Source organism: Amycolatopsis acidiphila, assembly GCF_021391495.1.
In the GTDB taxonomy this organism is placed as follows: domain Bacteria; phylum Actinomycetota; class Actinomycetes; order Mycobacteriales; family Pseudonocardiaceae; genus Amycolatopsis_E; species Amycolatopsis_E acidiphila.
In genome coordinates, this window is sequence record NZ_CP090063.1 from 5,873,203 (window position 1) to 5,886,879 (window position 13,677).

The window sequence follows — 13,677 nt, forward strand, 5'->3', positions numbered from 1 at the left end:
GGAGACGGGTGGGAGACGGCCGCGACGCGCAGCGCCTCCGTTGAGGACGGTGGCGCGGGACGGGCGCGCGGATGCGGGCGGTCGTGGCGTAGGCGACGGGCGGGTGTAAGGCGCGGCACGACAAGGTAGGTTCTGCGCGGGCGTAACGCGGGTAACCGCCGTTCGGGTGACGCACAGGAGGCAAGCGAGTGCACGTGGTGATCATGGGATGCGGCCGGGTGGGCGCGTCCCTGGCCGCGGCGCTGGAGCGCCTAGGTCACGAGGTCGCGGTGATCGACAAGGCGCAGGACGCGTTCCGGCGACTGGGCAGCGAGTTCCACGGCAGGCAGATCGTCGGGGTCGGGTTCGACCGCGAGGTGCTGATCGAAGCCGGCATCGAGAACGCGGGCGCCTTCGCGGCGGTCTCCAGCGGCGACAACTCCAACATCATCTCCGCCCGGGTGGCGCGCGAGACGTTCGGCGTCGAGCACGTCGTGGCCCGTATCTACGACCCCAAGCGGGCCGCGGTCTACGAACGTCTCGGCATCCCGACGGTCGCCACCGTCCCGTGGACCACCGACCGTTTCCTGCGTACGCTGCTGCCTGACGGCGTGGGGTCGGCGTGGCGGGACCCGACGGGCAACGTGGCCGTGCTCCAGCTGCCCCTGCACGAGGGCTGGGTCGGGCGCAGCGTCCACGAGCTGCAGGAGGCCACCGCCACGCGGGTGGCGTTCATCATGCGGTTCGGCACCCCGGTGCTGCCGGACTCCAAGACGGTGCTGCAGGCCGACGACCTCGTCTACGTGGCCGCGCGTTCGGGGACGGTCGGGGACGCCAGCAGCGTTGCCGCCAGGGCCCCTGAGGAGGAGAGCTGATGCGGGTCGCGATCGCCGGGGCGGGTGCCGTGGGGCGCTCGATCGCCCACGAGCTCATCGACGGTGGCCACCAGGTCATGTTGATCGAACGGCAGGCCAACCAGTTCGAGCCCGAGACCGTCGAGCAGGCCGACTGGGTGCTCGGCGACGCGTGCGAGGTCTCGACGCTGGAGGAGTCCGGGGTCGAGCGCTGTGACGTGGTGATCGCGGCGACCGGGGACGACAAGGTCAACGTCGTGGTCTCGTTGCTGGCGAAGACGGAGTTCGCGGTGCGGCGCGTCGTGGCGCGGGTGAACAATCCCGCGAACGAGTGGCTGTTCACCGACGCGTGGGGCGTGGACGTGGCCGTCTCGACGCCGCGGATGCTCGCCGCGATGGTCGAGGAGGCCGTGAGCGTCGGTGACCTCGTCCGGCTGATGACGTTCCGCCAGGGGCAGGCGAACCTGGTGGAGCTGACCCTGCCCGCGGAGACCCCGCTGGCAGGCAAGCCGGTGAGCGAGATCGCGCTGCCGCGGGACTCCACGCTGGTGACGATCCTGCGCGGGGAACGGGTGATCGTGCCGCAGCCGGAGGACCCGCTGGAGCCCGGCGACGAGCTGCTGTTCGTGGCGAACGCCGAAGTCGAGGGCGACGTCCGCAAGGCGCTGGGCTACTAGTGGCGGGTGCTCACTAGGCCTCGTTCGGGCGCCGGTCGTACTTGAGGCGGAGGGCGGCCTCGGTGTCCGCCTCCTCGGCGGCCCGGGCCTCCCGCAGCGTCTTGAGGCGCTTGTCGGAGCGGCGCACCGCCCACACGACCACCAGCAGCGCCAGCGCGTACAGCGGGTAGCCCATCGCGATCTTCGCGAAGGCCAGCCAGCCGGTGTGGTCGGAGTCGTAGAGCCAGCGCTGGACGACGAACCGGGCGGCGAACACGGCCGCCAGCGCCAGCGTCGCCAGGTCGTAGCCGAGGCGCGACGGCTTGTCGCGGCGCCAGTCGGTGCCGGTGCCGTTGACCGCGTTCCAGATGACGCCGACCAGCGGCCAGCGGACCAGGATGGACAGCACGAACACGGACCCGTAGACGAGGCTCGTCCAGATGCCGAACAGGAAGAAGCCCTTGGCGGACCCGGTGCGGTAGGCGATGAAGGCGGCGATGGCGACGCCGAACAGACCCGAGATCGCCGGCTGGACCGGCTCCTTGCGCACGAGCCGCACGACCAGGATCACCACGGCGCTCCCCAGCGCGCTCCAGATCCCGGCCTGCAGCCCGAACAGGGCGTTGCACACGATGAACACCGCGATCGGCACCGACGAGTAGATCAGGCCGGAAACTCCGCCCATCTGCTCGAGCGCGGTAGGCCTGCGCTCTTCCTGGGTGGTCTTCTCGTCGATGCCGGCGGGTTCAGTCACAGTGTGGATACCAACTCAGGAGGTCGTCTGCAGTTCGTAGAACGGGTTGTACAGCACCTTCTGGCCGTCGCGCTCGGCCATCCGGCCGCGCACCTTGATCGTCCTCCCCGGCTCGATGCCCGGGATCCGGCGCCGTCCGAGCCAGACTAGCGTCACGCCTTCAGTTCCGTCGAACAACTCAGCCCGTAGGGTGGCGGCCTTGTCCTCCGGGCAGAGCTCCACGCTGCGCAGTCTGCCCAGCACCGTCACCTCGTCACCCGAGCGGCAGTCACAGGCACGCTGTGCCCCGACTGCCTCGGACTTTTCAGAGAGATCGTCGGCGTCGAGCTCCTCGACGTCGGTGGTCAACTTGCGAACCAACCGGCTGAAATAGCCGCCGTCTTTGGCGGACATAGGCGGTGCTCCTGTTGTTCGGGGCCCCCGACTTGAACGGCCCGTACCTACTAAACGTTAACGTTGGCGTCCTCGTTCCACGCAAGGGAAACCGGTTTGCAGCAAGATCGCAACGTGACGTCCGCTATCCCGGGGACCCGGGCCGTGCTGCTGCCCGGCACGGGCTCGGACGAGGTCTTCGTCCGGTCCGTTTTCGCAGGTCCGCTGGCCGCGATCGGCCTCGGGACGGTGACGCCGCGCCCGCCGGCGGGTGAAAAACTCGCCGTGGGCTTCCTCACCACGCTCGACGAGCTGGCCGTCGCGGGCCCCCTGCTCGTCGGCGGCATCTCCTTCGGCGCCCATCTCGCGGCGGAATGGGCGGTGCGCAACCCCGGCCGGTGCACGGGACTGCTGCTCGCGCTGCCTGCCTGGCACGGCGAGCCGGGCGAGGCCCCGGCCTCGCTCGCGGCGAAGGCCTCCGCGGACCTGGTGGAGCGGGAAGGCCTCGAAACGGCGTTACGGCTTTCCGTGGCGGGCGTCGCGCCGTGGCTCGCGGACGAGCTGACCCGGGCGTGGCGACGGCACGGGGACGGCCTCGCGGCCGGGCTGCGCGTGGCGGCCGGTCATCCGGCGCCGGGCCTGGAAGAACTGCGTGAACTGGACATTCCCACCGGTATCGCCGGCTGTACGGACGATCCCGTGCATCCCGTCGCGGTGGCCCGGACCTGGGCCGCCGCGATGCCGCGTGCGGAGGTCGCAGAGACCACGCTGACGGCCCTGGGCGCCGACCGCGAGTCCTTGGGCCGGGCCGCGGTCAGCGCCTGGCTCAGCGCGGCTCAGGCCCGCCCGTCGCCCACCCGCGACGGACGCAACGGTCAGGCCTGCTGAGCCTGCTGCTCCGCGACGTGCTGGGCGACGGCGTCGGGCAGCGTGATGGGCAGCGGCGAGCGCACCGGCATCGGCGAGTCCCCGCGGACGACGATCGTGTCGCGGACGATGTCACGCAGCACCCCGGGCGCCTCGGCGGCCAGCGACTGCGGGCCCGCGATGACCCCGCGCAGCATCCAGCGCGGCCCGTCGACGCCGACGAACCGCAGCGCGACGTCGCCGATCAGCGCGGACAGCTCGAAGCCCCACTCGCCCTGGCCGGGCTGCACCCGCGCGCCGTCCTTGCGCAGCTGCTCGGTCAGCTCCTCGCCGACCTCTTCCCACAGCCCGCCCGAGCGCGGCGCGGCGTAGGCGCTCACCGTGATCTGGCCCTGCGGGGTGACCACGTGCACCGCGCGCACCCCGCCAGCCGCCGGGTCCATCTCCACCTGGACCTGCGAGCCGTCGGGCACCGGCACCCGCACCGAGCCGAGGTCGATCCGCGGGATCTCGTCCTCGGGCGCGTCCGCGACGTCGAACGGGCCGTCGGTGAAGACCGGCTGCGGGTCCTCGTAGTCCTCGCCGAGGTCCTCCGGCTCCGGCGCGGCGTGCCGTCCACGCCGCTGCTCCGGTTCCGCCGGCCGCCGCTTGCGTCCGAAAATGCCCACTACTTCCTCGCTCCTTCCCCAGTCACGCCGTCCAGCGTGGCATGCCCACCGGTCGATCCGTAACCACCGGCCCCCCGCTCGGAGGCGGCCAGCTCGGCGACCTCCACGAACTCGGCGGTCTCCACCCGCTGCACCACCAGCTGCGCGATCCGGTCGCCGCGCGCCAGCGTGATCGCCGCGCGCGGGTCGTGGTTGATCAGGCAGACCCGGATCTCGCCCCGGTAACCCGCGTCGATCGTGCCCGGCGTGTTGACCACCGAGAGCCCGGCGCGCGCCGCGAGCCCCGACCGGGGATGCACGAAACCGGCGTAGCCGACGGGCAGCGCGATCGCGATGCCGGTACCCACGACCACCCGTTCGCCGGGCCGGAGCACGACGTCCTCGGTGGTCACGAGATCGGCCCCGGCATCGCCGGGCCGCGCGTAGCTGGGGAGGGGCACTCCCGGATCGAGCCGGGTGAGCAGGACCTGCACGGTGGACACGGGCGGCGAGACTACCCTGAGGGCGTGGGTGACAGCGCAAGCGCGGCCGGTGCACGAGTGGACCGCACCGGGCAGACAGATCGGAAACGGCACAGCGAACGGCTCTACCTGGCGTGGTGGGGCTGGCCGCTGCCGCTCATCGCGGCGGGCCTGCTGGCCGCGGAGATTCACATGGGCTACCCGGGAGTCCGGGCGTGGCTGCCCTATCTGATCCTGATCCCGCTGATGGCAGGCTGGCTGTTGCTGCTCGGGCGGTCGAAGGTGGAGATCACCGGGGAGGAGCTGCTGGTCGGCAACGCTCGGCTGCCGTTGCGGTTCGTCGGCGAGGTCGAGGTCATCGCCAAGGACCGCAAGCGCAAGGCGCTGGGGCCCGAGCTCGACCCGGCGGCGTTCGTGCTGCACCGCGGCTGGGTCGGCCCGATCGTCCGGGTCCGGTTGACCGATCCCGACGATCCCACGCCCTACTGGGTCTTCAGTACCCGTAAGCCGGCGGCAGTGGCCGAGCTATTGCGTCAGCAGTAGCCCGGCCCAACCTGGTCACGCACAGTCGCGGCAGATCATCTGGCCGTTGTGTTCCTCGGCCAGCCGGCTGCGGTGGTGCACCAGGAAGCACACCGAGCAGGTGAACTCGTCGGCCTGCTTCGGCACCACCTTGACGGTCAGGTCCTCACCCGAAAGCCCCGAGAGGTCCGCGCCCGGAAGTTCGAAGTTCTCCGCGGTCGCGTCCTCGTCGACGTCGACGACGCCGGACTGGTTTTCGTTGCGCCGTGCCTTCAGCTCCTCCAACGAGTCTTCGGCCAGCTCGTCGGCTTCGCTGCGGCGCGGAGCGTCGTAGTCGGTCGCCATTGTCCCTCACCCCTGCGATCAGCTTGTCGTTTCTGAGGACCCCACGATGCGCGTCGTGAGCCCCTCGTGCCGCTGGACAACGTTCCAGCGCCCCTGTTTGTGCCCGGCGTGGCAGTGAGGCAGGTCTCTCTTCGGCGGATGGTCCCGAGACCCTCGGCTACGGCCGGAGCCCGCAGAGGGTAGCTCACCAGGTACCCGTGCCTGCAACGTGTTAGACGAAGGTCTCCATACGTCACCCAACAGGGGGAAGGAGTTACCTCGGAAACCGAGGTCGGCGACACGCGGACCCACTCGAACGGAGGTGTCGGCCGTGGTGCACTGTAACGCTTAGGCTGATCAGGAACGAAGGTCCTGGCAGGGGGACGGTCGGCGGTTTCGGGGAAGGGACTCGGGCAGGTGGCGTCGGGGATCGGTTTCGGCAACCGCGGAAAGCGGGGCTACCGCAAACACCGTCCGCTTCCCGCACTCATCTTCATCGCGGTGCTGGGGCTCGTCGCGATGGTCGTCTGGGTCCGCGCGATCACGACCAAGGCCGACCTCGACGAGGTGCTGCGGTGCACGCCGCCGCCGACCCCGGCCGAGGGGCTGACTTTCACCAGCCTCACCCACACCGCGCTCGACGACACCGCACCCCTGCCGCCGGACAAGGTCGCGGCCCAGGTGCTCAACGCGAGCCAGGCGCGCGGCCAGGGCGCGATCACCACCGAGACCCTGCGCGATCTGGGCTTCACCCAGATCGCCGAGCCGGCCAACGACCCGTCCTACCCCCAGCAGCAGGCCAAGTGCCACGGGCAGCTGCGGTTCGGGGACAACGGCCGGGCCGCGGCCCGCACGCTCAGCCTCGTCGTGCCGTGCGTCGAGCTGGTCAAGGACACCCGCGCGGACGCGTCGGTGGACCTGTCGATCGGCGACGCGTTCGGCGACGTGCAGCCCACCCAGCAGGCCCGCCAGATCCTCCAGCAGCTGCGGACGTGGTCTGCGCAGCACCCCGACGGCGGCAACGAGCAGTCCGCCGCGACGGGCCCGGTCCTCGACCCGGCGCTGCTCGCGGCCGCCCGCGACGTCTCCTGCTAGGGCTGTCCCGTCACGGACGCGGCACTCAGGCCTCCGGCAACCCCAGCTCGATCAGCAGCGCCCGCAGCGGCTCGGCGATCGACGGCGCGGCGGCGAAGGTCACGTCCTCGCCCAGCTCGGGATCCTCACCCGGCAGGGTCACCAGCGCGCCCGCCTCGGCGGCGATCAGCGCGCCCGCGGCCCAGTCCCACCGGTGCAGCCCGTGCTCGGCGTAGGCGTCCAGCCAGCCCGCCGCGACCGCGCACAGGTCCAGCGACGCCGCACCCGCCCGCCTGATGTCCCGCACCCGCGGCACCAGCTCCGCGACCACCTTCGCCTGCCGCGCGCGGCGCGCGGGGTCGTAGGAGAACCCGGTGCCGACCAGGGTCAGGTCCAGCCGCGGCGGCGCGGAGACGTGCAGCCGCCGCCCGTCGAGCCAGGCGCCCTGCCCGCGAACGGCCGTCCAGCAGCGCCCGCTCGCGGGCTCAACCACCGCGCCGGCGACCGAGGCACCATCGACCTGCGCGGCCACCGAGACGGCGAAACCCGGTAGCCCGTAAAGGAAGTTGACCGTCCCATCGATCGGGTCGACCACCCACGTCACACCGTCGCCGCCCGCGGGCCCGCCCTCCTCCTCGCCGAGGACGCCGTCGCCGGGACGCAGCTCGGCCAGCCGCCGGCGGATCAGCCGTTCCGAGGCGCGGTCGACGGCGGTCACCACGTCGGTCTCGGTGGACTTGGTGTCGACCTGCACCGGCTCGCCTGTCAACATGGCCTCACGGGCTTGGCGCACCAGGTCGGCCGCCTCTTCGGCCACTCGGACGGCGATGGCTTGCAGCTGTGTCGGTTCGGACTCGAAGACTCCCACGCCACCATGGGACCACACCCGGTTAAAGTCTCGTGGACAGGCTTCTGAATCGAGAAGGAAGGGATCACGCCAATGACGGCGACCCGAGGTTTCGGAATCGACATCGGTGGCAGCGGTATCAAGGGCGCCCTTGTCGACCTGGAAAAGGGCGCGCTCATCGGCGATCGCCTCCGGATCGATACCCCGCGCCCCGCCACCCCCGAAAGCATCGCCGAGGTGGTGGCGAAGGTGGTGCGGCACTTCGACTGGGACGGCCCGGTCGGCATCACGCTGCCCGCGGTCATCAAGAAGGGCGTCGCGCACACCGCGGCGAACATCGATCCCAAGTGGATCGGCACCGACGCCGACGCCCTGTTCGCCGACGTCCTCGGCCGCCCGGTGGACGACATCGCGATGCTCAACGACGCGGACGCGGCCGGCATGGCCGAGATCCGCTTCGGCGACCCGCTCGCCCGCCACGGCGTGACGACCCTGCTCACCTTCGGCACCGGCATCGGCAGCGCGCTCTTCCAGGACGGCAAGCTCGTGCCCAACACCGAGTTCGGCCACGTCGAGGTCGACGGGCACGACGCGGAGAAGAAGGCGGCCGCCTCGGTCAAGGACAACGAGGGGCTGTCCTACCCGCACTGGGCCAAGCGGGTCAGCCGTTACCTGACTGTGCTCGAAAACCTCATCTGGCCGGATCTGTTCATCGTGGGCGGCGGGGTGAGCAAGAAGTCCGAGAAGTGGGTTCCGCTGCTCGACATCCGGACCACGGTCGCGGTCGCATCACTGCAGAACAACGCGGGGATCGTGGGGGCAGCCGCCGCCGCGGTCGAGGGCATCGAACACTGACCTCCGCCGCGCCGCACATCCGGTGCAACGATGATCGGCCGCAACCTTTGCGCGTATCGTCGTTACAATGGAACACGGCCCACGGTCGCGGAGGACAAAACCGCAGGCCGAGGGACGTTCCCCGAATCTGAGGCAGCCGGGACTCCCCGTTTCGGCTCGCCGTGATCGACCGCTGCGAAAGGGCGTACGTGGCAGCCGCAAAAACCGCTACTCGAAGCGGCACGAAGACAACCAGCGCGGAACCCGACGCAGGCGACGAGGCCGCCGCCACCGAGCAGAACGGCACCGCCGCCAAGAAGCCGGCCGCACGCAAGACCGGGGCGAAGAAGGGCCCGGCCAAGACCCGCACGCGCAAGCCCGGCACCAAGGGCGAGGACGCTGGCGAGCCCGACGGCCCCGGGGGTGACGAGGAGCTGGAGGACGTCGACCTCGAGGCCGACCTCGCCGATCTCGAAGAGGTCGAGGTGGACGTCGTGGACGCGACCGTCACCGAGGAGGACAGCGAGTCCGACGACGACGAGGCCGCCGTCCCGCGCGCGGAGCGTACGAAGCACGCCGGTCCCAAGTCCTCGAACGACCCGGACTTCGTCTGGGACGAGGAGGAGTCCGAGGCGCTGCGGCAGGCCCGCAAGGACGCCGAGCTCACCGCCTCGGCCGACTCGGTGCGTGCCTACCTCAAGCAGATCGGCAAGGTCGCGCTGCTCAACGCCGAGGAGGAGGTGGAGCTGGCCAAGCGGATCGAGGCCGGGCTCTACGCCGCCGAGCGCGTCCGCGTGGCCGAGGAGGAGGGCGAGAAGCTCGCCACCCAGATGCGCCGCGATCTCAAGTGGATCGTCCGCGACGGCGAGCGGGCCAAGAACCACCTGCTGGAGGCCAACCTCCGGCTGGTCGTCTCGCTGGCCAAGCGCTACACCGGCCGTGGCATGGCGTTCCTGGACCTCATCCAGGAGGGCAACCTGGGCCTGATCCGCGCGGTCGAGAAGTTCGACTACACCAAGGGCTACAAGTTCTCCACCTATGCCACGTGGTGGATCCGCCAGGCGATCACCCGCGCCATGGCCGACCAGGCCCGCACCATCCGGATCCCGGTGCACATGGTCGAGGTGATCAACAAGCTCGGCCGGATCCAGCGCGAGCTGCTCCAGGACCTGGGCCGCGAGCCCACCCCGGAGGAGCTGGCCAAGGAGATGGACATCTCGCCGGAGAAGGTGCTGGAGATCCAGCAGTACGCCCGGGAGCCCATCTCGCTGGACCAGACCATCGGCGACGAGGGCGACTCGCAGCTCGGTGACTTCATCGAGGACTCCGAGGCGGTCGTCGCGGTCGACGCGGTGTCGTTCACGCTGCTGCAGGACCAGCTGCAGTCGGTGCTGCAGACGCTGTCCGAGCGCGAGGCGGGTGTGGTGCGGCTGCGGTTCGGCCTCACCGACGGCCAGCCGCGCACGCTCGACGAGATCGGCCAGGTCTACGGTGTGACCCGCGAGCGGATCCGCCAGATCGAGTCGAAGACGATGTCCAAGCTGCGGCACCCGTCGCGGTCGCAGGTCCTGCGCGACTACCTGGACTGAGTTCTTTCCCGACCAGACGAGAGGGCCGCCACGGGTTCGTGGCGGCCCTCTCGTTTCGGTTCACTCCGTCGTGCGACCTGTGCCGTGATCTCCTAACCTCATCGGAATGGGCATCACGCGCACGCTCGACGTCGACGAAATCCTTGCCCGGCAGGACTCCGGTGAGCTCAAGCGGCATCTTCGCGGCCGCGACCTCGTCGGGTTCGGGGTCGGGATCATCATCGGGACCGGCATCTTCACGCTCGCCGGGGTCGAGGCGAAGACGCACGCCGGCCCCGCGGTCACGCTGTCGTTCGTGATCGGCGCGGTCGTCGCCGGGCTCGCGGCGCTGTGCTACGCCGAGCTCGCCTCGAGCGTGCCGACCGCGGGAAGCGCTTACACCTACGCGTTCGCGACGCTCGGCGAGGTGTTCGCCTGGATCATCGGCTGGGATCTGCTGCTGGAGTTCGCCCTCGGCGCCGCCGTGGTCTCCCGTGGCTGGTCGGGCTACCTGGCCAACCTGCTCGGCCTGCCCGCGCAGTGGTTCGGCGAGGAGGCGACGGTCAACGTCGGCGCCGTGCTGATCATCGCGATCCTCACCGTGGTCGCGGTGCTGGGCATCCGCGAGTCCGCGTGGGCGACGAACGTGCTGGTGCTCGTGAAGGTCGCGGTGTGCGTGCTGATCCTGGTGGTGGGCGTGTTCTACGTCAAGAGCGCGAACCTGACCCCGTTCGTCCCGCCCGCGCAGCCCTCGTCGGGCGACTCCGGCGTACTGCACCAGCCGGTCGTGCAGGCCGGGCTCGGACTGTCCCAGTCGGTCTACGGGCTCGCCGGCGTCGTGAGCGCGGCGGCCATCGTGTTCTTCGCCTACACCGGGTTCGAGGCGCTGGCCAACCTCGGCGAGGAGACCCGTAACCCGCGCAAGGATTTGCGGGTGGGCATTCTCGGCGCCCTGGGCATCTGCGCGCTGCTCTACATCGGCGTGTCCATCGTGCTGACGGGCATGGTGCCGTTCACCGACATCGACACCGGCGCCCCGCTGGCCGCGGCCTTCGACACGGTGGGCCAGCACTGGGTCAGCGCGCTGATCTCCCTCGGCGCGGTCACCGGGCTGACCTCGGTGATGATGGTCGAGCTGGTCACGATCGGCCGCATCGGCTTCGCGATGGGCCGCGACGGGCTACTGCCGAAGGCGCTGGGCCGCGCCCACCCGAAGTGGGGCACGCCGCACCGCATGACGATCGGTGGCGCCGTCCTGATCGCCGCGCTCGCCGCGTTCGTGCCGATCACCGAACTGTCCGACATGGTCAGCATCGGCGCGCTGTCGGCGATGATCATCGTGGCGGTCGCGGTGCCGGTGCTGCGCAAGCGCCGCCCGGACCTCGACCGGCCGTTCACGGTGCCGTTCTCGCCGGTGGTCCCGATCATCGCCGCGGTGGCCTGCTTCTACCTGATGCTGAACCTGGACGTGCTCACCTGGATCCGGTTCGCCGTCTGGCTCGCGCTCGGCCTGCTGATCTACTTCGGCTACGGACGCAAGCACTCCCGGCTCGCTACGGCCAAAGACACGGATCCAGCCCCGAGCTCCTGACGAGCTCCTCGGCGGCCTGCTGCTCGGCCGCGTCGACGACGAGCAGCAGGCCGCCGGGGCCGGCCATGCCATCGCGGCGCAGCGCCGCCACCAGCCGGTCGAGCAGCTGCAGGTGTACGCCGCGGTCGCCGAGTGACGGATAACTATCCACTATGGACACCACGGTACCACCGGGGCCCGAAAGAGTACCGCCCAGCAGGGCGAAATGCCCTACCCGCCAACGGGAAGACCAGAACGGCGGCAGCCCGCCCTCGAGGTAGTCCAGCAACGCGCGGTCCGGCGTGTCGTGGGCGCCGAACTCGCCGGTGTCCACATTGGCCACCGGCGCGACCCAGCCCAACCCGTGCAGCCCCGCCAGTAGCGTGCCGAGTGCCGCGGAAGTCCAGTCCCCACTGGCCGGAACTGCGCGCATTCGGCCGGCCGAAAGGGTTTCGACGGCGTGCGCGACCCCGCGCGCGGACGCCCCGGTCTCCGCGGGATCGGACGCCCGCGGCAACGCGAGCCGGTAGTCGTCGCGGCTCTTCTCCCCCGGGGGCCACGTCGGGGTCGCGTCCGGGCCGAGCCGGACCCCGGCCGCGAGCGCCGCCTCGTCCTGGTCGCGAACAGAAATTCCGTTGGCTCGCAAGGAAACCAGCGTCACGAACGCGCCGCACAGCTCGTTCTTCTGCGGCATCTCCGCGCGCGCCTGCGTGACCAGCTCCCGCGCGCCGGGAAACCACCGCACCCCGTCCAGCACTCAGTACCGCCACAGGTGGCCGGCGACGATCTCCTCGGTGCTGCGCTCGGCCGCCCACTTCAGGTCCGACTCGCGGACCGCACGGAACGCGCCGAGCAACTCCTCCCCGAGCGCGCCGCACACCCGCGGCGAGGACATCAGCGCGGCGTCCTGCTCCGCGGGCGTGCTCGGCAGCCGGACCACCCCGGCCGCGGCCCGGCGTTCCTCGGTCCAGGTGCCCGGGTCCTCCGCCACCGGATCCGGCGGGGTGAGGCCTTCCTCCGCCCCGGCCACCCCGGCCGCGAGCACCGCGGCGAGCGCGAGATACGGGTTCGCCGAAGCGTCGGACGGCTTGAGCTCGACGTTCGCGTGGTCGGCGCCGAGCAACTCGGTGCCGGGCACGAACCGCAGCGGCGCCTCCCGGTTCTCGACGCCCCAGAAGGCGTACGCACTGGCGAAGTAGCCCGGCCTCAGGCGCAGGGTCGAGGGCACGCTCGGCGCGGTGACGGCGGTCAGCGCGGGCAGGTCCCGCAGCAGGCCCGCGAGGTAGCCGCCGCCCCCGTTGGCGAGCAGGTTGCGCCCCTTGCGCCACAACGACGTGTGCAGGTGCCAGCCGTTGCCCACGGCGTCGGGGCTGACGATCGGCGCGAAGCTGGCCCGCAGGCCGTGCGCGTACGCGGCGGCGTGGATGGTCTGACGGGCCAGCAGCTGGTCGTCGGCGGCCGAGACCGGGTCGGTGGCCTGCAGGGACAGTTCGAGCTGGGCGAGGCCGTACTCGGCGTGCAGCTGGTTGAGCAGCAGGCCGTTCGCGTCGAAGTCGTGCAGCAGGGCCGCGACGAACGCGTCCAGCTCGAGCAGGGCGTGCGGGCTGTACGCGGGCCCGTGGTGTCCGGGCACCGAAGCGATGTCCGGGCTGCCTGCCGGGGCGACGGCGAACTCCAGCTCGTACCCGGCGCGCAGCTCGTAGCCCTGCTTGGCCGCGGCGGCGACCTGGCGTTCCAGCACGCTGCGCTGGCAGTACGGCCACGGCGAGCCGTCCGCGGCGACCTGGCGGATCGGCGCCCAGGCGAGCGCGGGCTGGCCCGCGAGGCGGCGCAGACGCTCGATGACCGGCACCAGCCGGATGTCTCCCGAGGGGGTCGCGAGCCCGGAGTGGGCGAAGGTGATCCCGTCGTGGGAATCGAAGACGGCGAACAGGGCGGTGGCGCCGACGCCGCGCACGGCCGCGTCGCCGAGACCCTTGATCGGCACGACACGGGACCGCGGGATGCCGTTGTTGTCGGCCCAGGCGAGCTGTGCCCCGGTGACCCCGGCCACCGCCAGGTCCTTCGCCGCAGCCGATGCTGCCTTCGTCATGGAGTGAAGTGTCTCACGCCCGCAAGGGGCCGAACGGGTGTTCGCCCCACCCTCGCGGGGCAGCTGGAGTTTCGCCGAGAACGAACACGCGGCGGGAAAAAGACACCCTCAGCGGGGATTGCCAAACCTGGCCGTGATCCGTCTGCAATCGTTTGACCTGGATGAATCCCGTGGTCTGGACGTTTCGCCGTCCTGAATGGCGGGACTACTTCTACGGCATCCGGGGTAATTCGGC

General features: G+C 70.9%; 16 protein-coding genes. 8 read left to right on the forward strand and 8 right to left on the reverse strand.

Annotated features, from left to right (window positions below; genetic code table 11):
* The first annotated feature begins 188 nt into the window (after window positions 1–188).
* Both LWP59_RS28820 and LWP59_RS28825 read left to right on the forward strand, forming a co-directional pair.
* A complete protein-coding gene (locus LWP59_RS28820) occupies window positions 189–854 on the forward strand; it encodes a potassium channel family protein (protein WP_144644949.1) in 666 nt (221 codons plus the stop codon).
* Window positions 854–1,510 carry a potassium channel family protein gene (locus tag LWP59_RS28825; RefSeq protein ID WP_144644947.1) on the forward strand — a complete coding sequence of 219 codons (657 nt, stop codon included), beginning with the start codon at window positions 854–856 and terminating at the stop codon, window positions 1,508–1,510. The genes LWP59_RS28820 and LWP59_RS28825 overlap by 1 nt, the downstream gene beginning before the upstream one ends.
* A 13-nt stretch (window positions 1,511–1,523) precedes the next feature.
* Here the strand turns inward: LWP59_RS28825 and LWP59_RS28830 are convergent, their stop codons facing one another.
* Both LWP59_RS28830 and LWP59_RS28835 read right to left on the reverse strand, forming a co-directional pair.
* The gene (locus tag LWP59_RS28830) at window positions 1,524–2,243 is read right to left on the reverse strand and encodes a DUF3159 domain-containing protein (RefSeq protein WP_144644945.1); all 720 of its coding nucleotides are present in this window, start codon (window positions 2,241–2,243) and stop codon (window positions 1,524–1,526) included.
* 15 nt (window positions 2,244–2,258) lie between these two features.
* On the reverse strand, window positions 2,259–2,636 hold the full coding sequence (locus tag LWP59_RS28835; RefSeq protein ID WP_144644943.1) for an OB-fold nucleic acid binding domain-containing protein: 378 nt from the start codon (window positions 2,634–2,636) through the stop codon (window positions 2,259–2,261).
* Between the two features lie 114 nt (window positions 2,637–2,750).
* On the opposite strand from LWP59_RS28835, the gene LWP59_RS28840 reads away from it, so the two are divergent.
* Complete coding sequence (locus LWP59_RS28840) at window positions 2,751–3,503, forward strand: alpha/beta fold hydrolase (protein WP_144644941.1); 753 nt, start codon at window positions 2,751–2,753, stop codon at window positions 3,501–3,503.
* Here the strand turns inward: LWP59_RS28840 and LWP59_RS28845 are convergent.
* Both LWP59_RS28845 and dut read right to left on the reverse strand, forming a co-directional pair.
* A complete protein-coding gene (locus LWP59_RS28845; protein ID WP_144644939.1) occupies window positions 3,491–4,150 on the reverse strand; it encodes a DUF3710 domain-containing protein in 660 nt (219 codons plus the stop codon). The two genes, LWP59_RS28840 and LWP59_RS28845, sit on opposite strands and share 13 nt — an antisense overlap.
* A complete protein-coding gene (dut, locus tag LWP59_RS28850; RefSeq protein WP_144644937.1) occupies window positions 4,150–4,632 on the reverse strand; it encodes a dUTP diphosphatase in 483 nt (160 codons plus the stop codon). The genes LWP59_RS28845 and dut overlap by 1 nt, the downstream gene beginning before the upstream one ends.
* A gap of 24 nt (window positions 4,633–4,656) precedes the next feature.
* Between dut and LWP59_RS28855 the strand changes: the two genes are divergently transcribed.
* Window positions 4,657–5,154 carry a DUF3093 domain-containing protein gene (locus LWP59_RS28855; RefSeq protein WP_144644934.1) on the forward strand — a complete coding sequence of 166 codons (498 nt, stop codon included), beginning with the start codon at window positions 4,657–4,659 and terminating at the stop codon, window positions 5,152–5,154.
* Window positions 5,155–5,169: 15 nt separating this feature from the next.
* Here LWP59_RS28855 and LWP59_RS28860 read toward each other — a convergent pair whose 3' ends face one another.
* Window positions 5,170–5,478 carry a DUF4193 domain-containing protein gene (locus LWP59_RS28860; RefSeq protein ID WP_144644933.1) on the reverse strand — a complete coding sequence of 103 codons (309 nt, stop codon included), beginning with the start codon at window positions 5,476–5,478 and terminating at the stop codon, window positions 5,170–5,172.
* A 396-nt stretch (window positions 5,479–5,874) separates the two neighbouring features.
* Between LWP59_RS28860 and cei the strand changes: the two genes are divergently transcribed.
* A complete protein-coding gene (cei, locus tag LWP59_RS28865; protein ID WP_144644931.1) occupies window positions 5,875–6,552 on the forward strand; it encodes an envelope integrity protein Cei in 678 nt (225 codons plus the stop codon).
* Window positions 6,553–6,577: 25 nt separating this feature from the next.
* On the opposite strand, the gene LWP59_RS28870 is transcribed toward cei, so the two are convergent.
* Entirely contained in the window at window positions 6,578–7,399 is an 822-nt protein-coding gene (locus LWP59_RS28870; RefSeq protein ID WP_186383592.1) for an inositol monophosphatase family protein, read from the reverse strand.
* Window positions 7,400–7,471: 72 nt separating this feature from the next.
* Here LWP59_RS28870 and ppgK point away from each other — a divergent pair, with 72 nt between their 5' ends.
* From ppgK to LWP59_RS28885, 3 genes are all read left to right on the forward strand, one after another.
* On the forward strand, window positions 7,472–8,233 hold the full coding sequence (gene ppgK, locus LWP59_RS28875; protein ID WP_144644929.1) for a polyphosphate--glucose phosphotransferase: 762 nt from the start codon (window positions 7,472–7,474) through the stop codon (window positions 8,231–8,233).
* 188 nt (window positions 8,234–8,421) lie between these two features.
* Window positions 8,422–9,801 carry an RNA polymerase sigma factor gene (locus tag LWP59_RS28880; RefSeq protein WP_144644927.1) on the forward strand — a complete coding sequence of 460 codons (1,380 nt, stop codon included), beginning with the start codon at window positions 8,422–8,424 and terminating at the stop codon, window positions 9,799–9,801.
* A gap of 106 nt (window positions 9,802–9,907) precedes the next feature.
* Window positions 9,908–11,371 (forward strand): amino acid permease, encoded by a 1,464-nt coding sequence (locus LWP59_RS28885; protein ID WP_144644925.1) that lies wholly within the window; start codon window positions 9,908–9,910, stop codon window positions 11,369–11,371.
* Here the strand turns inward: LWP59_RS28885 and LWP59_RS28890 are convergent.
* Both LWP59_RS28890 and LWP59_RS28895 read right to left on the reverse strand, forming a co-directional pair.
* A complete protein-coding gene (locus tag LWP59_RS28890) occupies window positions 11,334–12,107 on the reverse strand; it encodes a DUF6885 family protein (protein WP_144644923.1) in 774 nt (257 codons plus the stop codon). The two genes, LWP59_RS28885 and LWP59_RS28890, sit on opposite strands and share 38 nt — an antisense overlap.
* Window positions 12,108–13,442: a type I glutamate--ammonia ligase gene (locus LWP59_RS28895; protein ID WP_144644921.1), complete on the reverse strand. Its 1,335-nt coding sequence runs from the start codon at window positions 13,440–13,442 to the stop codon at window positions 12,108–12,110. It abuts the gene before it with no gap.
* Window positions 13,443–13,677 lie beyond the last annotated feature (235 nt).